Raw genomic sequence first — 20,336 nt, 5'->3', positions numbered from 1 at the left:
CCTTGCGTCGAATATTTCCTGAATGACCTGTCCTACAGGCCGCGCGGCACGATGAAACTGGTCGCTTCCTGGATCTGCGCGCGTCCGCGTGCGTCGTCCATACCCTCCCCCGTGACCGTGATACGGATCTTGTGCGTGCCCTGCGGCGCGTGGTCGAGCGGGATACGGATCCGCACCGGCAACAGCCGGTTCGACGTAGGCGGCAGCGTTTCTGCCGACTTGTCATACTCGATGGTCAACCCTTGCAGCTCCGCGCTCGTCGCCTGTACCCGGACGCGCATCGGCGTCTCGGTCGTATTGATCAGTTGCAGCCGGTACACGTTCTCGATCCAGCGACCTTCGACCTCGCGGCCCAACGCGCCACGGTCGCGGATGACATCGACCTTGAGCGGCGTGCGCATCGCCAGCGACCCGATGAAGCCCCCCACCAGCGCCGACCAGATCACCGCGTAGACAATCGTCCGCGTGCGGAACAAGCGCTTGCGCGCGGCGACTGCCGACAGGCCCTTGCGCATCGCGTTCTCAGAGGTGTAGCGGATCAGGCCACGCGGATAGGCCATCTTGTCCATGACCTGGTTACAGGCGTCGATGCAGGCACCGCAGCCRATGCACTCGTATTGCAATCCGTCACGGATGTCGATCCCGGTCGGGCAGACCTGCACGCAGATGCTGCAATTGACGCAATCGCCAATGCCGGCGGTGTGCCGGTCCGTCTTGCGCGAGCGGCTGCCGCGCGGCTCGCCACGGCCTACGTCATAGGTCACCACGAAGGTATCGCGGTCGACCATCACGCTCTGGAAACGCGCATATGGGCACATGTACTTGCACACCTGCTCGCGCATGAAGCCGGCGTTGCCCCAGGTGGCGAAGGCATAGAACAGCATCCAGAACGACTGCCACGGCCCCAGCGAGAGGTCGATCACCTGCCCGCCCAGCTCGCGGATCGGCGAGAAATAGCCGACGAACGTGAAGCCGGTCCACAGGGCGATCACCACCCAGAGCGTGTGCTTGGTCGCCTTGAGCCGCAGCTTGCGCAGGCTCCACGGGTCGCCGTCCAGCCGGATGCGGGCGATGCGATCGCCTTCCACGCGTCGCTCGATCCACATGAAGATTTCTGTGTAGACGGTCTGTGGACACGCGTAGCCACAGAACAGCCGGCCCGCGATGGCGGTGAACAGGAACAGGGCGAGCGCCGAGATGACAAGCAGGACCGCGAGGTAGATCACGTCCTGCGGCCACAGCACGAGGCCGAAGATATAGAACTTGCGCGCGCCGAGGTCAAACAGCACCGCCTGGCGGTCGTTCCATTGCAGCCACGGGGCGCCGTAGTAGACCAGCTGGGTGAGGATGACGAGCCAGACGCGCCAGYTCGAGAAGGCGCCCGTGACCGAGCGCGGATAGATCTTGCGCCGGACCTCGTAGAGTGTTTCTTCCGAAGATTCAGCCGATTGGGCAGATTGCCCGGATMGCGGCGTGGCAGCCGGGCGCCATGGCGGGCTGTCGTCGGGCCGTGAGGGCTCCGACGTAGCGGGGTCGTCCGCTACGGGCTGTGCAGCATTGGGGGGCGCGTTCATCTTGTGTTCCTCGCGCCCCGGCAGGCGGCTGGCCGCCCTRCCCGGGGGCTGTTGATCATTGTCCGGCCGCTCCTGTATTGGAGAGACCCCACACGTAGGCGGTCAGCATGCGGATGCGCTCGGGCGTCAGGATTTCCTCATGCGCGGGCATGTGCCCGTTATGACCCTTCTGGATCGCCTCGACGATGGCATTTTCCGAACTGCCGTAGAGCCAGACGCTGTCCGACAGGTTCGGCGCGCCGAGCGCCTGGTTGCCCTTGCCGCTGGCCCCATGGCAGGCCGCACACGTGGTCTTGAAGGTGCCCTCGCCCCGCGACGCGCGGATCGGGTCAGACGCCAGGCCCGACAGCGAGCGCACATACTGGGCCGTGTCSCCGGCGAGCTTGGCGTCGATGACGCCCGCGAACGGCGGCATCATGCCGTTGCGACCCTTGGTGATCGTCTGACGGATCGTTTCGGGGTCGCCGCCATAGAGCCAGTCGTTGTCGGCCAGGTTCGGAAAGCCGCGGCTGCCGCGCGCGTCGGAGCCATGGCACTGCGCGCAGTAGTTCAGGAACAGGCGCTGGCCAATTTCACGGGCGTCGGGATCGGCGGCGACCTTCGTCACGTCCATCGACATGTACTTCCCGTAGATCTCGTTCTGCATCTTCTCGGCGGCCTGTCGATGCGCCGCCAGTTCGCCCTGCGAGGAGAACCCCAGCACGCCGGCGTAGGAACCCAGGCCCGGATACAGCACCAGGTAGCACACGCTGAAGATGCAGGCCAGCAGGAACATCCACATCCACCAGCGCGGCAGCGGGTTGTTCAACTCGCGCAGGTCACCATCCCAGACATGGCCGGTATCCTCGGTCGCACCCTGGCTTTTTGGCGCCCGGCGCTGCGAGAACAGCAGCCACACGCACCACGCGATGCCGACCAGCGAGATGGCCGTAATGTAGTAACTCCAGTAATCGGAAAAGAAATCGCTCATGACTGTGGGTTCCGGCTTGTCGTTATCGTGGTCTCGTCGGGCAACGCGAAGGGCAGCATGGCTGACTCCTCGTTGGCGGCCTGGCGCCGCGACGACCAGGCCCACCAGCAGATGGCGAGGAAGGCCAGCATCGACAGCACGGTGGCAGCGGAGGTCAGGATGGCCATGGCGGTTACTCCTTCGGTGCCGCGGCCGCCGTGGCGGCGTCCAGGCGCACGTTGCGGCGGTTCAGGCCGAGGCCTTGCAGGTAGGCCACCATCGCGTCCTCTTCGGTCTTGCCGGCGAGTTCCTCAGGGGCATGGGCGATTTGCTCCTCGGTGTACGGCACACCCAACCGCTTCAGGGCGCGCATCCGGCCCTGGATATCGCCCGTCGGCAGCGCGGTCTTCTCGAGCCACGGATACGACGGCATCACCGATTCCGGCACCACATCGCGCGGATTGCGCAGGTGGATGCGCTGCCAGTCATCCGAATACCGGCCGCCCACGCGGGCGAGGTCTGGACCGGTACGCTTGGAACCCCACAGGAACGGATGGTCATACACCGACTCGCCGGCCGTCGAGAAATGGCCATAGCGCTCCGTCTCGGCCTGCAGCGTGCGCACCTGCTGCGAATGGCAGCCGACGCAGCCTTCGCGGATATAGATATCGCGGCCCATCAGGCGCAGCGGCGTGTAGGGCACGATGCCCGCGTCGGGCTTGGTCGTGGAATGCTGGAAGAACAGCGGCACGATCTGCACCAGACCCGCAATGCTCACCACGATGATCGTGGCGATGATCAGCCAGCCAACGTTCTTTTCCAGTGTTTCGTGGGTGAAGAATCCTTGTTTTTGTGACATCTCAGCAATCCTCGGCGGTCAGTGTGCGGGAGCCTGGGCGGAAGCCGGCAGGCTGGCCGGGATCGGCGCGTCCGTGGCCGTCTTGCCGGCGATCGTGCGCACCACGTTGTAGGCCATGACCAGCATGCCGGTCAGGAAACACAGGCCACCGAGCAGGCGGATCAGGTAGAACGGATACTTCGCCTTGACCGCTTCGACGAACGCGTAGGTCAGCGTGCCGTCCGGCTGCGTGGCGCGCCACATCAGCCCTTCCATCACGCCGGCGATCCACATCGAGGCGATGTAGAGCACCACGCCGATCGTCGCGATCCAGAAGTGCCACTCGATCAGCTTGACGCTGAACATCTCCTTTTGCCCGAACAGGCGTGGAATCAGGTAGTACAGCGAGCCGATCGAGATCATCGCGACCCAGCCGAGCGCGCCCGAGTGGACATGGCCGATCGTCCAGTCCGTGTAGTGCGACAGCGCATTCACGGTCTTGATGGACATCATCGATCCTTCAAACGTGGCCATGCCGTAGAACGACAGCGCAACCACCATGAACTTGAGGATCGGGTCCGTGCGAAGCTTGTGCCAGGCGCCGGACATGGTCATGATCCCGTTGATCATCCCGCCCCAGGACGGCGCGAGCAGGATCAGCGAAAACGCCATGCCGAGCGACTGCGCCCAGTCCGGCAGCGCGGTGTATTGCAGATGGTGGGGGCCGGCCCACATATAGGTGAAGTTCAGCGCCCAGAAGTGGACGATGGAGAGCCGGTACGAGTAGATCGGCCGTCCGGCCTGCTTCGGGATGAAGTAGTACATCATCCCGAGGAAGCTGGTGGTCAGGAAGAAGCCCACGGCGTTATGGCCGTACCACCACTGGATCATCGCGTCCTGCACGCCCGCATAGGCGGAATACGACTTCCACATCGACGCCGGCATCTCGATGTTGTTCACGATATGCAGGATGGCGATGGTCAGGATGTACGCGCCGAAGAACCAGTTGGCCACGTAGATATGGCGCGTCTTGCGCTTGATGATGGTGCCGAAGAACACCACCGCGTAGGCGACCCAGACCAGCGTAATCAGGATGTCGATTGGCCATTCGAGTTCCGCATATTCCTTGGAAGTCGTGATGCCGAGCGGTAGCGTGATGGCAGCCGCCACGATGACGATCTGCCAGCCCCAGAACGTGAACGCTGCCAGCGGCCCGCAGAACAGGCGCGCCTGGCAGGTGCGCTGCACCACGTAGTACGACGTGGCGAACAGCGCGCTGCCGCCGAAGGCGAAGATCACCGCGTTGGTGTGCAGCGGACGCAGGCGCCCGAAGGACAGCCACGGGGTATTGAAATTGAGATCTGGCCAGATCAGTTGCGCCGCCARCAGAACGCCGACGGCCATGCCGACGATCCCCCAAACCACGGTCATCACGGCAAACTGCCGTACGACGCCGTAGTTAAAGGTGTCGACGCGTGGAGACGCGGTAGAGACATCCATTCAGACCCCCAAATACAGAAGTAAAGATCGTTTAACCCTAGTGTTGGTGTGACTTTAGAAAGTCGCCGCCGCCCGCGCGTTGATCCCGGTCAAGTCGCAATTCAACGAAGGGAACTGTTGCTGCCGCGCGCCACTCGGGCTCGTAAAAAGCTTGCAATTCATGGCTTGTCGTTATCGAGCAGGATGGCTTCGCCGGGTCGGTCGAGGTCGTCGTACTGGCCCGCGTTGAGCGCCCACCAGAGCGCGCCAGCKATCAGCGCCACGAGCACCAGGCTCATTGGCACGAGCAGGTAAAGGGTTTCCATGGTCAGCGCTCCTTGTTCGGTGCACGCAGCAGGCGCCAGGCATTGGCCACCACAAGCAGCGACGACACGGACATGCCGATGCCTGCCATCCAGGCCGTGACCAGCCCTGTGGCGGCCAGCGGAATGGCCACAATGTTGTAGAAGAAGGCCCAGCCGAGGTTCTGCCGCACCACGCGGCGCGTACGGCGCGCGGCGGCGATGGTGTTGGCAATCTCGGCCACGCCGCCATGCGTGAGGACCGCGTCGGCGCCTGCCTGGGCCAGCGGTGCGCCGCTCCCGATTGCGATGGAGACCTGTGCCTGGGCCAGCACCGGCGCGTCATTGATGCCGTCGCCCACGGCCAGCACCACAGCGCCCTGCTCTTGCAGCGCGGCCACATAGGCGCGTTTGCCYTCGGGCGTCACGGCGCCATGGGCGGTTTCCATGCCGAAATGGTCGGCCCACCAGCGCACCGCTTCGACGTTGTCGCCAGAAATCAGATGAGTACGAATGCCAAGCAGGTCGAGCGCATCGATCAGCGCCGGCGTCTGCGGGCGTGCAATATCGGACAGGAAAAACCGTGCCAGCAGGCCCTCGGCAGCGCCCAACCAGACCTCGGTAGCGCCGCGATGGGCGTTGCCAGAGGCGCCGATGGCCGCGTCATCGCCGACCCAGACGCCCGGCTCCAGCGCCAACGCCGCCGCGAAGTCGCGCCGGCCAAGCCGCACGCGCCGCCCGTCGACACAGGCTTCGACTCCCTGCCCCGGCACATTGCACAGATCGTCCACCGAGGGCTGCTCCCGCCCGGTCGATGGTGCGCGGGCATCGAGGAACGCCCGGGCTATCGGATGCTCGCCGCCCTGCTCCATCGCCGCGGCAATCGCCAGGCAGATGTCCGCTTCGAGGCGGCCTGTGGCTTCGGTCAGYACCACCGCGAAGCGCCCCTCGGTCAGCGTGCCGGTCTTGTCGAGCACGATGTCGGTGACGCGCGCGAGGGTTTCGATGGCGTGAGACCGCGTCAGCAGCACSCCGCGCCGCGACAGTGCCGCACCGGCGGCCGCCAGCGCCGCAGGCGTAGCCAGCGACAGCGCGCAGGGACAGCTCACCACGAGCACCGCCACCGTCACCAACAACGCGCGCGACGGATCGATCCAGACGGCCCAGACGATACCGGTGACCGCCGCCATCCCAAGCAGCGCGCCGACAAACCAGCCTGCGACGCGGTCGGCCAGCATCGCCAGTCGTGGCTTTTCCGCAAGGGCACGGTCCAGCACCGCCACGATCTCGGCCAGCCGCGTATTGGCGCCGATGCGCCCGACGCGCACCTCGAGCGGGCTGGCCGTGTTGAAACACCCGGCGAGTACCGCATCGCCGATACCCCGCCGCACCGGTCGTGCCTCGCCGGTCAGCATCGATTCGTCGAGTTCGCTGATGCCAGCCAGCACCACGCCGTCCACGGGCATGATTTCACCGGCCTTGACCCGGATACGGTCGCCCGCGCCGAGGCGGGCCACCGGCACGCGCTCGGCGGTGCCGCCCTCCGTCAGGCGCTCGCAGGTGGCCGGRAGCTGACGCGCGAGCATCTCGGCGCCGCTTCGGGACGCCTGACGCACGCGCAGTTCCAGATAGCGGGCCAGCAGCAGGAAGGCCACGAACATCGTCACGGAATCGAAGTAGACCTCACCCACGCCGCGCACCGTGGCGGCTGCGCTGGCCAGAAAGCCGGCGGCCACGCCGATGGCCACGGGCACGTCCATGCCCATCGCGCGCTGGCGCAGGCTGCGCCAGGCGCCGGTGAAAATCGGGGAGGCAGAATAAAAGACGACCGGAAGCGTCAGCGCGAAGCTGGCCCAGCGCATCAGTTGCAACTGGCCAGCATCGATCGTGGCTTCATGGGTGTAGATCGGCCACGCGTACATCATGACCTGCATCATGCCGAGCATCGCCACGGCCATCCGCATCAGCAGCCCGCGCCGTTCGCGGCGGTCCTGGCGGTCGCTGCGGGACACCTCGAATGGCCACGCCATATAGCCGATGTCCGCTAGGGCGCCGAGCAAGGCTGACACGGTTTGTTGCGATTCCCGCCAGCGCACCACCACGCGGCGCGTTGCCACGTTGGCCACCGCCAGTTCCACACCCGGCAGCTGGCCCAGGCGCTGCTCGATCAGCCACGCGCAGGCAGCGCAGCGGATACCTTCCGGCGCCAGAGTGACCTCAGCCTTGYCATCGCCTAGCGGGCGGACGAACTGCTGGCGCAGCTCGGGCGTGTCGTAGGCAGCCCAGACCGGCTCGGCTTCCCGGCGCGCGGCGTCGTCGATAGGACGCGCGAAGCGAGAGGTATCGCCATACAGATGGCCGAAACCGGCCGCGTGGAGCATCTGCGCCAGCGTCTGGCAGCCGCCGCAGCAGAAACTGCGCGCGCTGCCTTCGACATCGGCAATGAATACCGGCTCCGCTGGCGTCAGCGGCTGGCCGCAGTGAAAGCAATGGCCGTCTACGTGCGTGGAAGTCGATGGGGATGGCGAAGCGCCCGCCATCGTGGGGGCCGCAGGCGTCGCGGGAATCGCGCGCCGGGCGGCGGATGGGGGCGGTAAGGTCGTCGTTGTCGCTGGCAGCACCCCAAGGGGGCCGCCGGCTGGTGCGAGCGATGGGGTAGGTAGGGACGGGGACGGCATGGCGCGCTTTTAATACCCACGGATAGTAGGTAGCACGCACACCATACGCCTTGATGCAGATCAAATAGGTCGGATTCGTACCAGTCCGACAACAGCTTCCAGCCCGCTCAGGTCAGCGAGGTATCCATGGTCCGTCGCTCGGACTCCAGGTACTCCCGTGACTGCATTTCGATGATCCGCGACACCGTGCGATGGAACTCGCCAGCCATCTGCCCTTCGGTATACAACTCGTCGGCAGGCACCTCGGCGGACATCAGCAGCTTGACCTTGTGGTCGTAGAACACGTCGATCAGCCAGGTGAAGCGGCGCGCCTCCGACGACATCCGCGGCGTCATCTTCGGCACATCCGACAGGATCACCGTATGGAACTGCGACGCCAGCTCCAGATAGTCGTTTTGCGAGCGCGGGCCGCCGCAGAGCGTGGCGAAGTCGAACCAGACCACACCGTTCGCCTTACGCAGCGCCTTGAGTTCACGGTGCTCGATATGGAGGATCGGCGATTCGTCGGCCGTGCCGGCGATACCCACGAAGGCATCGCGCAGCGCCGCGCTGGCCTCGCGGTTCAGCGGCGTGTGGTACGCCTCGACCTGCTCCAGGGCGCGCTTGCGGTAGTCGATACCCGCGTCCACGTTGAGCACGTCGAGCTTCTCCTGGAGGAGGTCGATCGCGGGCAGCACGCGTTCGCGGTGCAGACCATCCGGGTACAGCAGGTCCGGGCGATAGTTCGACGTCATCACGAATTGCACGCCATTCGCGAACATCTGGTCCAGCAGGCGGTGCAGCATCATGGCGTCCGCCACGTCGCTGACGTGGAATTCGTCGAAGCAGATCAGCCGGTATTTGCGCGCGATGCGCTTGGCCAGTTCGTCGAGGGGGTCGGGCCGACCTCGCAATTCCTCCAACTGGCGATGCACTTCGCGCATGAACTCGTGGAAATGGAGCCGCGTCTTCCGAACCACGGGCACGCAAGAGTAGAAGCTGTCCATCAGGAACGACTTGCCGCGCCCCACTCCACCCCACAGGTAGACGCCCTTGGGCACATCGGGGTGCACCAGAAGCTTCTTCAGCGCGTTGCTGCGCCGGTTCTTGTAGGCCACCCATTCGTCGTAGCACTGCTGCAGCCGTGCCACGGCGCGCAGTTGCGCCTCGTCCGACTGGTAGCCGCGCTGTTGCAGTTCTTTCTCGTAAAACTCGGTGACGTTCATGCTGGGTTCACGCTGGGGGCGTCCGGCGCAAGATGCGCGGGCGCTGCAAGTGAAAACGGCGCGCCGCTGGTTGCGGCGCGCCGGTGCTCACGCAATGGCAGGCATCAGCCTTACATGTTGAGCTGGCGCTTGTCCACGGCCAGCGCGGCTTCGCGCATGACTTCGGACATCGACGGGTGCGGATGGCAGACGCGACCGATATCCTCGCTGGCGGCCTTGAACTCCATCGCCACGACGGCTTCGGCGATCAGGTCCGACGCGTTGGCGGCCACGATGTGCACGCCCAGGATCTCGTCGGTCTTGGCATCGGCCAGCATCTTGACGAAGCCGTCCGAGGCGCCCATGCCCAGCGCACGGCCGTTGGCCATGAACGGGAACTGGCCCGATTTGTACTGGCGGCCTTCGGCCTTCAGCTGCTGCTCGGTCTTGCCGACCCACGCGATTTCCGGGAAGGTGTAGATCACCCAAGGAACCGTGTTGAAGTCGATGTGCGGCTTCTGGCCGACGATGCGCTCGGCCACGGCCACGCCTTCGTCTTCCGCCTTATGGGCGAGCATCGGACCACGCACCACGTCGCCGATGGCCCACAGGCCCGGCACCTTGGTCTGGCAGTGGTCGTCCACCTCGATGAAGCCGCGCGCGTCCGCGCCCAGGCCCACCGCTTCCAGGTTCAGGTTGTCGGTGTTCGGCACGCGGCCGACGGACACGATCAGGCGRTCCACTTCCAGCGTCTGGGCCTTGCCGTCCTTGTCGTCATAGCTGACGGTGACGCTGTCCTTGCCGGTCTTGACCTCGTTGACCTTCACGCCGAGGCTGAACTGCAGGCCCTGCTTGGTCAGCAGCTTCTGCGCTTCCTTGGCCACGCCTTCATCGGCGGCGCCCAGGAACGCAGGCAGCGCTTCCAGCACGGTCACTTCGGCACCCAGGCGGCGCCACACCGAGCCCAGTTCCAGGCCGATCACGCCGGCGCCAATCACGCCCAGTTTCTTCGGCACGGTCGGGAACTTCAGCGCGCCCTCGTTATCGCTGACGAGGTTGTTGTCCACGGTGATGCCCGGCAGGTGACGGGCCTTCGAACCGGTAGCGATAATGACCTGCTTCGCGGTCACGACCTCACCGGCCACTTCCACCTGGAAGCCTTCGGCAGCCTTGCCGGCGAACTTGCCGTAGCCCTTGAGCAGCGTCACCTTGTTCTTGCGGAACAGGAACTCGATGCCCTTGGTCATCTTGCCGACGATGTCGTCCTTGCGCTTGAGCATCTTGGGCACGTCCACCTTGACGTCACCCACGGTGATGCCGTGGTCGGCYAGGTGGTGCGAGGCGTTCTCGAACTCTTCCGAGGAAGCCAGCAATGCCTTGGAGGGGATGCAGCCCACGTTCAGGCAGGTGCCGCCCAGGCGCGGCTCGCCCTTGGGGTCGTCATAGGCGTTGCCTTCGCAGCAGGCCACGTTCAGGCCCAGCTGGGCTGCGCGGATGGCGGCGATATAGCCGCCGGGGCCGGCGCCGATCACCAGCACGTCGAATTGTTTGCTCATGGAGTTTCCTTCTGGACGGCCTGCTCCCACGCGCCCGATTCAACGGGCGGCGGGGAGCGGGTGTCCTTCAATTCAGAGGGAGGAGACGGACGCTTACAGGTCCAGCAGCAGGCGGGCCGGATCTTCCAGCGCTTCCTTCATCGCCACCAGGCCCAGCACAGCCTCGCGACCATCGATGATCCGGTGGTCGTAGGACATGGCCAGGTAGTTCATCGGGCGAATCACGATCTGGCCGTCTTCCACCACGGCACGATCCTTGGTGGCGTGCACGCCCAGGATGGCCGATTGCGGCGGGTTGATAATCGGCGTCGACAGCATCGAACCGAACGTACCGCCGTTCGAGATCGAGAACGTGCCGCCCGTCAGTTCTTCCAGCGACAGCTTGCCGTCACGGGCCTTGGCGCCGAACTCGGCGATCTTCTTCTCGATGTCGGCCAGGCTCATCTGGTCGGCGTTGCGCAGGATCGGCACCACCAGGCCACGCGGCGAACCCACCGCGATACCGATGTCGAAGTAGCCGTGGTAGACGATATCGTTGCCATCCACCGAGGCGTTGATGATCGGGTACTTCTTCAGGGCGTGCACGGCAGCCTTGACGAAGAACGACATGAAGCCCAGCTTCACGCCGTGCTCCTTCTCGAAGCGGTCCTTGTACTTGTTGCGCAGGTCCATCACCGGCTTCATGTTCACTTCGTTGAACGTAGTGAGGATGGCGTTGGTGGACTGYGACTGCACCAGGCGCTCGGCGATACGGGCGCGCAGGCGGCTCATCGGCACGCGCTCTTCCGGGCGGTCGCCCAGCGCGGCGAAGTCCACCTGGGCGGACACTTGCTGCAGGGCCGGCTTGGCCGGAGCCGGTGCCGGGGCGGCCTTGGCGGCCGGTGCGGGCGCCGAGCCGGCGGCCAGCACGTCACCCTTGGTGATGCGGCCATCCTTGCCGGTGCCGGCAACCTGACCGGCGGACAGGCCGCCTTCGGCCATCAGCTTGGCAGCCGACGGCATGGCGATGCCGCTGGCGCCGGTGGCGGCAGCGGGAGCCGGGGCGGCGGCGGCAGGTGCAGCGGCCGGAGCCGGGGCGGCGGCAGCCGGAGCGGCGGCGCCAGCGGTGGCTTCGGTATCAATCTTGGCGATCAGTTCATCGGCCACGACGGTATCGCCGTCGTTCTTGATGATCTGCGACAGCACGCCGGCGGCGGGCGCCGGCACTTCCAGCACGACCTTGTCGGTCTCGATCTCGATCAGGATCTCGTCCTGGGCAACAGCTTCGCCCGGCTTCTTCTTCCAGTTCAGCATGGTCGCTTCGGCGACCGATTCAGACAGTTGCGGAACCTTGACGTCAACAATAGCCATGGTGAGAAATTTTCCTCGATGTATGCGTGTATGTTCAAACAGGCCGAAGCCCGGCGCGCACCACTGCGCGCCGGGCCGGCCGTCTTATTACTTGGTCAGCACAAAGCCCTTGAGCTTGGAGAACGCAGCGTCCAGCAGCGCCTTCTGTTGCTCGTTGTGCTTTGCGTAGTAGCCCACCGCCGGCGAAGCCGAGGCAGGACGACCGGCATAACCGAGCTTCTGGCCTTCCGTCATGTTTTCCATGATGTAGTGCTGCACGAAGAACCAGGCACCCTGGTTCTGYGGCTCGTCCTGGCACCACAGGATTTCGGTCACGCCCGGGTACTTCTTGAGCTCGGCGGCCACAGCCTTGTGCGGGAACGGGTACAGCTGTTCCAGGCGGATGATCGCCGTGTCGGTGGCACCACGCTCCTTGCGGGTGTTGACCAGGTCGTAGTAGACCTTGCCCGAGCACATGATCACGCGCTTGACCTTGCTGGCGTTCAGTTCTTCGTGATCGGGGATGACCGTCTCGAAGTGACCCTTGGCCAGGTCGGACAGCGGCGACACCGCATCCTTGTTACGCAGCAGCGACTTCGGCGTCATGATCACCAGCGGCTTGCGGAACAGCCGGATCATCTGGCGACGCAGCAGGTGGAAGATCTGTGCCGGCGTGGTCGGCTGCACAACCTGAATGTTGTGGTCTGCGCAGAGCTGCAGGAAACGCTCGATACGGGCCGAGCTGTGTTCCGGACCCTGGCCCTCATAGCCGTGCGGCAGCATCATCGTCAGGCCCGAGGCGCGGCCCCACTTCACTTCACCCGACGAGATGAACTGGTCGATCACCACCTGGGCGCCATTCACGAAGTCGCCGAACTGGGCTTCCCAGATCACCAGCGCATTCGGTTCCGCAGTCGAGTAGCCGTATTCGAAGCCGAGCACGGCTTCTTCGGACAGCACCGAGTCGATCACGGTGAACGGGGCCTGATTCTCGGACACGTTCTGCAGCGGCACGTAGCTGCCGGCATCCCAGCGCTCGCGACCCTGGTCGTGCAGTACCGAGTGACGGTGSGTGAAGGTGCCACGGCCAGCATCCTGGCCGGTGATACGCACCGGGTAGCCCGAGGCCACCAGCGATGCGAACGCCAGGTGCTCGCCCATGCCCCAGTCCAGAGGCTGGTCGCCACGGCCCATGTTGGCGCGGTCCTTRATGACCTTTTCCACCAGCGGGTGCAGCTTCAGGTGCTCGGGGATGGTCGTGATCCGCTCGGCCAGGCGCTTCAGCTCGGTCACCGGCACGGCGGTGTCGGCTGCGTCGGTCCACTTGCGGTTCAGGAACGGCATCCAGTCCACGGCGAACTTGTTCTTGAAGTTCGACAGGACCGGGTCCACCGTGTGCTTGCCCGCGTCCATCGCGGCACGGTATTCCTTGACCAGCTGGTCGCCAAAGTCGGCGGGCACCAGGTTCTGCGCGGCCAGCTTGTCGGCGTACAACTTGCGCGTGCCCGGGTGTTGCGAGATCTTCTTGTACATCAGCGGCTGCGTTACAGCCGGCGTGTCCTGCTCGTTGTGGCCCAGCTTCCGGAAGCAGATGATGTCAACCACGACATCCTTCTTGAATTCCATGCGGAAGTCGGTGGCCAGTTGCATGGCGTACACCACGGCTTCGGGATCGTCGCCGTTCACGTGCAGCACCGGAGCCTCGATCATCTTGACCACGTCCGTGCAGTACAGCGTGGAACGCGCGTCGCGCGGGTCAGACGTCGTGAAGCCGATCTGGTTGTTGATGACGATGTGCATGGTGCCGCCCGTGCCGTAGCCGCGGGTCTGCGCCAGGTTCAGCGTCTCCATGACCACGCCCTGGCCAGCGAAGGCGGCGTCGCCGTGCACCTGCACCGGCAGCACTTCCTTGTGGCCGGCTTCGCCACGGCGTTCCTGGCGGGCCTTCGACGAACCCTCGACCACCGGGTTGACGATTTCCAGGTGCGACGGGTTGAACGCGAGCGACAGGTGAACCGGGCCGCCTTCGGTCGAGACATCGCTCGAGAAGCCCTTGTGGTACTTGACGTCGCCGGCGGGCAGGTCATCGACGTGCTTGCCTTCGAATTCGGCGAACAGGTCGGCCGGCATCTTGCCCAGCGTATTGACCAGCACGTTCAGACGGCCACGGTGGGCCATGCCGATCACGATTTCCTGCACACCCTTCGAACCGGAGTGCTGGATCAGCTCGTCCATCGCGGCGATAAAGCTCTCGCCGCCTTCGAGCGAGAAGCGCTTCTGGCCGACGTACTTCGTGTGGAGGAAGCGCTCAAGGCCCTCGGACGCGGTCAGGCGGTCCAGGATGTGCTTCTTCTTTTCCAGCGTGAACACGGGCTTGGAACGCGTGGTTTCCAGGCGCTCCTGCCACCAGCGCTTCTGCGCCTGGTCGCTCACGTACATGAACTCGGCGCCGATGGTGCCGCAGTAGGTCTCACGGAGGTTGTTGAGCAACTCGCGCAGGCTCATCGATTCCTTGCCGAAATACGTGTTGCTGGCATTGAAGACGATGTCGAGGTCGGCCTCGGAGAAACCGTAGAACGCCGGATCCAGATCAGGCAGGGGCGGACGCTCCTGGCGCTTCAGCGGATCGAGGTCGGCCCAGTGGGTACCGATGTTGCGGTAGGCAGCGATCAGCTGGGTCGCRGCAACGCGCTTGCGGCCCATGTCGGAATCGGCCGAGGCAACGATGGTCTTGATGGGGCCCTGCTTGGCGCGCTCGGCGAACGAGGCAACGATCGGTGCGTGGGGGATATCGCGGGAGTTGGACCCATCCACAGCCGGGACATTCTGCATCGCGTCGAAATACGCGCGCCAGTTGTCGGGAACCGAGCTGGGATTCTGGAGATAGGCCTCGTACAGCTCTTCCACATAGGGGGCGTTGCCGCCGAAGAGGTACGAATTGCTCTGATACTGCTGCATCATGGGGCGCTCACTATTCTCCGGGAATGCCGGAGTTAAGCGGGTTCATCAACCTTCCGCGACACGGCTTGACCGGTTAGCGGATTGCAAACAACTCTTGGGAGCCAGACAGCGCTACCTTGAACGAACGGCACCGCGAAGGTGCCGTCTGTCTGGGGTCTCACCGACAGCCCGAAAGGGCAAGTTGTGCGGGGAAGGACCTTAGTCTTCACTCGCAAAAGCATAGCACGTTTGCCCAACGACAGTGGGGACTTTTCGTGATGCAAAATCATGACCGTTGCCGCCACACATCGGTGCTACGCCATCAGGCGGCCGGCTCGATCCGATCGACCGCGTCCGTGATCAGTCCGTCCAGCCCCCARGACAATAGCTCGGCGGCCCGGGACGCGTCGTTCACCGTGTAGCACAACACTTGAAAACCGTCCGCATGGGCGCGGGCGATGACGGCCGCGTCCAGCTCGCGATGGTTGGCGTCCAAGGCTACGCAGCCCAGCCGGCGCAGGCGTTCGGGCCAGTCGGCGGGCAGCTTGTCGAGCAGTAGCGCGCGCGGCAGGCCGGGCGCCACCTGGCGGGCGGCATCGAGCGCCTCCTCGGAAAACGACGAAAGCAGCGGCGGCACGTCGGCGCCCTGCCAGAGCGAAAGCGCATCAATCGCCACTGCTGCGCCGGTCCGCCATTCCGTGCCAGGCACCGGCTTGATCTCGATATTGACGTGGAAGCCATTGGCGCGCGTGTAGCGGGCGATCGTCGCCAGGGTCGGCACCGGTTCGCCGGCATAGGCCGGGCTATGCCAGCTTCCGGCGTCCAGCGCGGCCAGTTCGCCCAGCGTCATAGCGTCGACGCGGCCCTTGCCGGACGTGGTGCGGTCCAGCGTGGCATCGTGCATCAGCACCGGCTTGCCGTCGGCCGACAACTTCACGTCGAACTCGAACATCCGGTAGCCGAACGACGCCCCGTGCCGGAACGCGGCCAGCGTGTTCTCGGGTGCGAGCTTGCCGGCACCCCGGTGCGCGATATGGCGCGGATACGGCCAGTTGGCTGCATCGACCACAGGAAACGTGACGATTGACGCACTCATGCCAGTGCCTCGATACGCTTGCCCGACGTCGCGTCGAAGAAGTGCAGATGATCAGCCGAAGCCGTGATCGGCAGACGGTCACCGGCACGCACTGGCATGTGGCTGTCCAGCCGGACCACGATCAACTGGCCGCCCAGCGAACCATAGGCGAATGAATCGGCGCCGAGCGCCTCGACCACGCGCACATCGACATGCGCGATGGCGTCGTGGGCCGCGCACGGCTCGATATGCTCGGGGCGCAGCCCCATCAACGCCTGCTCGGGCAGGTGCAGGCCCATCGGCAGATGGCCGAGCGTGGCCGGCGCACCCTGCCCTTCGCCGGCACCATTCGCCTTCGGCACCACGCGCATCTGCGCCTCGCCCTGGGCGGCGTTGGTACGCACCACGGGCACGAGGTTCATCGGCGGCGAGCCGATAAAGCCGGCCACGAAGGTGCTGGCCGGACGCGAGTAGACCTCGAGCGGCGTACCGATCTGCTCCACCCGGCCTCCGTTCAGCACCATCATGCGGTCGGCCAGCGTCATGGCCTCGACCTGATCRTGGGTGACGTACAGGCTGGTGGTGCCCAGGCGGCGATGCAGGTCCTTCAGCTCGAGCCGCATCTGCACGCGCAGCTTGGCATCGAGGTTGGACAGCGGCTCGTCGAACAGGAACACGGCCGGCTCGCGCACGATGGCGCGCCCCATCGCCACGCGCTGGCGCTGACCGCCCGAGAGCGCGCGCGGCTTGCGTTCGAGCAGCGCGCCCAGCTCCAGGATGCCCGCCGCGTGCTTCACGCGCTGGTCGATCTCGGCCTTGGACATGCCGCGAATCCGCAGGCCGTAGGCCATGTTGTCGTACACGGTCATGTGCGGGTAGAGCGCGTAGTTCTGGAACACCATCGCGATGTCGCGCTCGGCCGGCTCGAAGTCGTTGACTACCTTGTCGCCAATATGGATCTCGCCGCCGGTAACGGTTTCCAGCCCGGCGACCATGCGCAGCAGCGTGGACTTGCCGCAGCCCGAGGGGCCGACGATGACGATGAACTCGCCGTCGGCGATTTCCATGTCGATGCCGTGCACGACCTGCGTGCCGCCGGCGTAGGTTTTCTGAACGTTGCGAAGTGACAGTTTTGCCATGGCTTTCTCGTAATCCGCTTGTTTCGCTTACTTTTCTGTTTCGACCAGGCCCTTGACGAACCACCTCTGCATCAGCACCACCACCACGGCAGGCGGGATCATCGCCAGCATCACAGTGGCCATCACGAGATTCCAGTCCGTCGCGGCATCGCCCGAGCGCGAAATCATCTGCGTCACGCCAACCACCACCGGCGTCATCGATTTTTGCGTAGTAATCAGCAGCGGCCACAGGTACTGATTCCAGCCATAGATGAACTGGATTACGAACAGCGCCGCGATGCTGGTGCGCGAGAGCGGCAGCACCACGTCCCAGAAGAAGCGCAGCGGACCGGCGCCATCGATGCGCGCGGCCTCGGCCAGTTCATCGGGAATGGTCAGGAAGAACTGGCGGAACAGGAACGTGGCCGTGGCCGATGCGATGATCGGAATGGTCAGGCCGAAGTAGCTGTCCAGCAGGCCGAGGTCCGACACCACCTTGTAGGTCGGCAGGATCCGCACTTCCACAGGCAGCATCAGCGTGATGAAGATGAGCCAGAAGAAGGTCTTGCGCAGCGGAAATCGGAAATAAACGATGGCGAAGGCCGAGATGATCGAGATCGCGATCTTCCCGAGCGCGATGCCCAGCGCCATGATCAGGCTGTTCTTCATCATGGTGGCGACCGGCGAGGCSGCCTCCCCCACGCCCTTGAACAGCACGGTGCGAAAGTTCTCAACCATGTGGCTGCCGGGGATCAGCGTCATGGGCGAATCGAGCACCTGTTCGGCCGTCAGCGTGGACGCCACGAAGGTCAGGTACACCGGAAACGCCACGACGATGATGCCGAGGATCAGCACCACGTGGGTGATGACATCAAGAATTGGACGACGTTCTACCATTTTTGRGCGCCTTTCGTGTCAGTACTGGACCTTGCGTTCCACGAACCGGAACTGCACCACGGTCAGCGCAATCACGATCACCATCAGCACCACGGACTGCGCGGCCGAGCCGCCGATGTCCATGCCGCGGAAGCCGTCGTGGAACACCTTGTACACAAGCGTGTTCGTCGAATTGAAYGGGCCGCCATGCGTCACGGCATCGATGATGGCGAAGGTATCGAAGAATGCGTAGACCACGTTGATGACCAGCAGGAAGAACGTGGTCGGCGAAAGTAGCGGAAATATGATGGACCAGAAGCGCCGCCACGGTCCGGCGCCATCGATGGCGGCCGCCTCGATCAGCGAGCGTGGAATGCTCTGCAACCCGGCCAGGAAGAACAGGAAGTTGTAGCTGATCTGCTTCCACGCGGCGGCCAGCACCACCAGCGTCAGCGCCTGATTGCCATTGAGCAGGAAGTTCCAGTCCACGCCGCCCTTGCGCAGCGCGTACGACACCACGCCCAGCGTCGGGTTGAACATGAACATCCAGAGCACGCCCGCCACGGCCGGGGCCACGGCATACGGCCAGATCAGCAGGGTCTTGTAGCCCGTGGCCACGCGCACCACGCGGTCGGCGAAGTAGGCAAGCAGCAGCGCCACCGACAGGCCGACCACCGTCACACCAATGGCGAAGATGGCCGTGACCTCGAACGACTCCACATACTGCGGGTCTGCCCACAGCGTCCTGAAGTTGTCGAGCCCTACGAATTCGAGATTGATGCCGAAGGCATCCTGCTGGAGCAGCGACTGCCACAGCGCCTGGCCGGCCGGCCAGAAAAAGAAGATCATCGTGATGGCGATCTGCGGCAACACCAGCAGATACGGCAGCCACGGCGACCGGAAAACGACGCGTTTTTCCATCGTCAAACCTTTTCATAACGCAAGCGGGCGACGGTTTCGCCGCCGCCCACTTGCCGCACGTCTGGCGCCCTCAGCCCGGACCGGTCATACCGGCCAGGCCGCGCGACGCCCCTGACTTACTCTTTCGCAGTCTTCTGGAAGCGCTCCAGCAGGTCGTTGCCGCGCGCCACCGCCGTGTCCAGCGCAGCCTTCGGCTCCTTCTTGCCGGCCCAGACGGCTTCCAGTTCCTCGTCCACCACGGTACGGATCTGCACCAGGTTGCCCAGGCGCACACCGCGCGACTTGTCCGTGGTCTTCACGACCATTTGCTGCACGGACACATCGGCGCCCGGGTTCTTGTCGTAGTAACCCGATTTCCTGGTCAGATCGTAGGCGGCCATCGTCACCGGCAGGTAGCCGGTGGCCTGGTGCCAGTCCGACTGGATCTCAGGCTGCGACAGGAACGTGAAGAACTTGGCTACGCCCTTGTATTCCTCGGCCTTCTTGCCACCCATCACCCACAGCGACGCGCCGCCGATGATCGTGTTCTGCGGGGCGCCCTGCACGTCCGGGTAGTACGGCAACTGCGACACGCCGAACTGGAACTTGGCGTTCTTGCGAATGTTGGCCAGCGATGCCGACGAGCCCGTGAACATCGCGCACTCGCCGTTGAAGAACTTGGCTTGCGACTCTGCCTTGCGGCCGCCGTAGCTGAAGTAGCCCTTCTTCACCATCTCCTGGAGATTGGTGATGTGCTTCACGTGCAGCGGGCTGTTGAAGACCAGGCGGGCGTCGGTGCCGCCGAAGCCGTTGTTCTTGGTCGCGAACAGCGTGTTATGCCAGGCCGAGAAGCTTTCCAGGTGCACCCAGCCCTGCCAGTCGGTGGTATAGGCGCAGTTCGTGCCCGATGCCTTCAGCTTGGCCGAATATTGCATCACTTCGGGCCAGGTCTTGGGCGGCTCGGAGAGGCCCGCCTTCTTGAAGGCGTCCTTGTTGTAATAGAAGACGGTGGTCGAGCTGTTGAACGGGAACGACAGCATCTCGCCCTTCGACGAGGTGTAGTAACCGGCCACGGCGGGGATGTAGGCCTTCTGGTCGAACTTCTCGCCCGCATCCTTCATCACCGTGGAGACCGGCTTGATCGCGCCTTTGGCACTCATCATCGTGGCCGTGCCCACTTCGAACACCTGCAGGATCGCCGGAGCGCCGCCCGCGCGGAAGGCGGCAATGCCGGCCGCCATGGTTTCGTCGTAGTTGCCCTTGTTAACAGGCACGATCTTGTAGTCGGTCTGGCTCGCGTTGAACTTGTTGGCGATCTCGTTGACCTTGTCGTTCAGCGCGCCCTGCATGGCGTGCCACCACTGGATCTCGACCGCGGCGTGGGCGGTGCCGGCCATGGCCAGGGCGGCGACGGCAGCGAATTTTAGGGCGGTGCGTGGAAAGGACATGGACTTCTCTCCTGAGGCTGTTATCAGTCGGGCAAATCGGGCAAGAAACAAGAAAAAGCGCCCGACTGTATGCATTTTTTGTGACAGCGG

At 64.5% G+C, this 20,336-nt stretch carries 16 protein-coding genes; all 16 read right to left on the bottom strand.

Going from position 1 to position 20,336, the window contains the following annotated elements; genetic code table 11:
- Positions 1–32: 32 nt before the first annotated feature.
- The 16 genes from ccoG to ugpB all read right to left on the bottom strand — a co-directional run bounded on the left by ccoG (position 33) and on the right by ugpB (position 20,246).
- Positions 33–1,574, bottom strand: coding sequence for a cytochrome c oxidase accessory protein CcoG (gene ccoG, locus AB4Z27_RS14305; RefSeq protein ID WP_441644651.1), 1,542 nt, complete (start codon positions 1,572–1,574; stop codon positions 33–35).
- 55 nt (positions 1,575–1,629) lie between these two features.
- A complete protein-coding gene (gene ccoP, locus AB4Z27_RS14300) occupies positions 1,630–2,544 on the bottom strand; it encodes a cytochrome-c oxidase, cbb3-type subunit III (RefSeq protein WP_092289608.1) in 915 nt (304 codons plus the stop codon).
- Positions 2,541–2,711 carry a cbb3-type cytochrome oxidase subunit 3 gene (locus AB4Z27_RS14295; protein WP_092289610.1) on the bottom strand — a complete coding sequence of 57 codons (171 nt, stop codon included), beginning with the start codon at positions 2,709–2,711 and terminating at the stop codon, positions 2,541–2,543. Before AB4Z27_RS14295 ends, ccoP begins: the two co-directional genes overlap by 4 nt.
- 5 nt (positions 2,712–2,716) lie before the next feature.
- Positions 2,717–3,382 (bottom strand): cytochrome-c oxidase, cbb3-type subunit II, encoded by a 666-nt coding sequence (ccoO, locus tag AB4Z27_RS14290; protein WP_092289612.1) that lies wholly within the window; start codon positions 3,380–3,382, stop codon positions 2,717–2,719.
- Positions 3,383–3,400: 18 nt separating this feature from the next.
- Positions 3,401–4,861: a cytochrome-c oxidase, cbb3-type subunit I gene (ccoN, locus tag AB4Z27_RS14285; protein ID WP_092289613.1), complete on the bottom strand. Its 1,461-nt coding sequence runs from the start codon at positions 4,859–4,861 to the stop codon at positions 3,401–3,403.
- A 158-nt stretch (positions 4,862–5,019) separates the two neighbouring features.
- The gene (gene ccoS / locus AB4Z27_RS14280) at positions 5,020–5,166 is read right to left on the bottom strand and encodes a cbb3-type cytochrome oxidase assembly protein CcoS (protein ID WP_092289615.1); all 147 of its coding nucleotides are present in this window, start codon (positions 5,164–5,166) and stop codon (positions 5,020–5,022) included.
- A 2-nt stretch (positions 5,167–5,168) separates the two neighbouring features.
- A complete protein-coding gene (locus tag AB4Z27_RS14275) occupies positions 5,169–7,682 on the bottom strand; it encodes a heavy metal translocating P-type ATPase (RefSeq protein ID WP_441644650.1) in 2,514 nt (837 codons plus the stop codon).
- A gap of 245 nt (positions 7,683–7,927) precedes the next feature.
- A complete protein-coding gene (gene zapE / locus AB4Z27_RS14270; RefSeq protein WP_092289619.1) occupies positions 7,928–9,025 on the bottom strand; it encodes a cell division protein ZapE in 1,098 nt (365 codons plus the stop codon).
- A 110-nt stretch (positions 9,026–9,135) separates the two neighbouring features.
- Complete coding sequence (gene lpdA / locus AB4Z27_RS14265) at positions 9,136–10,560, bottom strand: dihydrolipoyl dehydrogenase (RefSeq protein ID WP_092289621.1); 1,425 nt, start codon at positions 10,558–10,560, stop codon at positions 9,136–9,138.
- Between the two features lie 93 nt (positions 10,561–10,653).
- Positions 10,654–11,910: a 2-oxoglutarate dehydrogenase complex dihydrolipoyllysine-residue succinyltransferase gene (gene odhB / locus AB4Z27_RS14260; RefSeq protein ID WP_092289624.1), complete on the bottom strand. Its 1,257-nt coding sequence runs from the start codon at positions 11,908–11,910 to the stop codon at positions 10,654–10,656.
- 87 nt (positions 11,911–11,997) lie between these two features.
- A complete protein-coding gene (locus AB4Z27_RS14255) occupies positions 11,998–14,850 on the bottom strand; it encodes a 2-oxoglutarate dehydrogenase E1 component (protein WP_092289626.1) in 2,853 nt (950 codons plus the stop codon).
- A 301-nt stretch (positions 14,851–15,151) separates the two neighbouring features.
- A complete protein-coding gene (gene ugpQ / locus AB4Z27_RS14250) occupies positions 15,152–15,925 on the bottom strand; it encodes a glycerophosphodiester phosphodiesterase (RefSeq protein WP_092289628.1) in 774 nt (257 codons plus the stop codon).
- Positions 15,922–17,043 carry a sn-glycerol-3-phosphate import ATP-binding protein UgpC gene (locus tag AB4Z27_RS14245; protein ID WP_092289630.1) on the bottom strand — a complete coding sequence of 374 codons (1,122 nt, stop codon included), beginning with the start codon at positions 17,041–17,043 and terminating at the stop codon, positions 15,922–15,924. The genes ugpQ and AB4Z27_RS14245 overlap by 4 nt, the downstream gene beginning before the upstream one ends.
- Positions 17,044–17,070: 27 nt before the next feature.
- Positions 17,071–17,919 carry a sn-glycerol-3-phosphate ABC transporter permease UgpE gene (ugpE, locus tag AB4Z27_RS14240; RefSeq protein ID WP_092289632.1) on the bottom strand — a complete coding sequence of 283 codons (849 nt, stop codon included), beginning with the start codon at positions 17,917–17,919 and terminating at the stop codon, positions 17,071–17,073.
- A gap of 18 nt (positions 17,920–17,937) precedes the next feature.
- Entirely contained in the window at positions 17,938–18,819 is an 882-nt protein-coding gene (gene ugpA, locus AB4Z27_RS14235) for a sn-glycerol-3-phosphate ABC transporter permease UgpA (RefSeq protein ID WP_092289634.1), read from the bottom strand.
- A gap of 116 nt (positions 18,820–18,935) precedes the next feature.
- Positions 18,936–20,246, bottom strand: a complete 1,311-nt coding sequence (gene ugpB, locus AB4Z27_RS14230; protein ID WP_092289636.1) for a sn-glycerol-3-phosphate ABC transporter substrate-binding protein UgpB — start codon at positions 20,244–20,246, stop codon at positions 18,936–18,938.
- Positions 20,247–20,336: the final 90 nt, after the last annotated feature.

It is taken from the genome of Cupriavidus sp. KB_39, assembly GCF_052114485.1.
Lineage (GTDB): Bacteria > Pseudomonadota > Gammaproteobacteria > Burkholderiales > Burkholderiaceae > Cupriavidus.
This window is presented reverse-complemented; position numbering and strand designations above follow the sequence as displayed.

Excerpts from the sequence above, each read along its gene's own strand:
- ccoO (WP_092289612.1), bottom strand. The coding sequence starts at position 3,382 with ATGTCACAAAAACAAGGATTCTTCACCCACGAAACACTGGAAAAGAAC.
- ugpB (WP_092289636.1), bottom strand. The coding sequence starts at position 20,246 with ATGTCCTTTCCACGCACCGCCCTAAAATTCGCTGCCGTCGCCGCCCTG.
- zapE (WP_092289619.1), bottom strand. The coding sequence starts at position 9,025 with ATGAACGTCACCGAGTTTTACGAGAAAGAACTGCAACAGCGCGGCTAC.
- AB4Z27_RS14295 (WP_092289610.1), bottom strand. The coding sequence starts at position 2,711 with ATGGCCATCCTGACCTCCGCTGCCACCGTGCTGTCGATGCTGGCCTTC.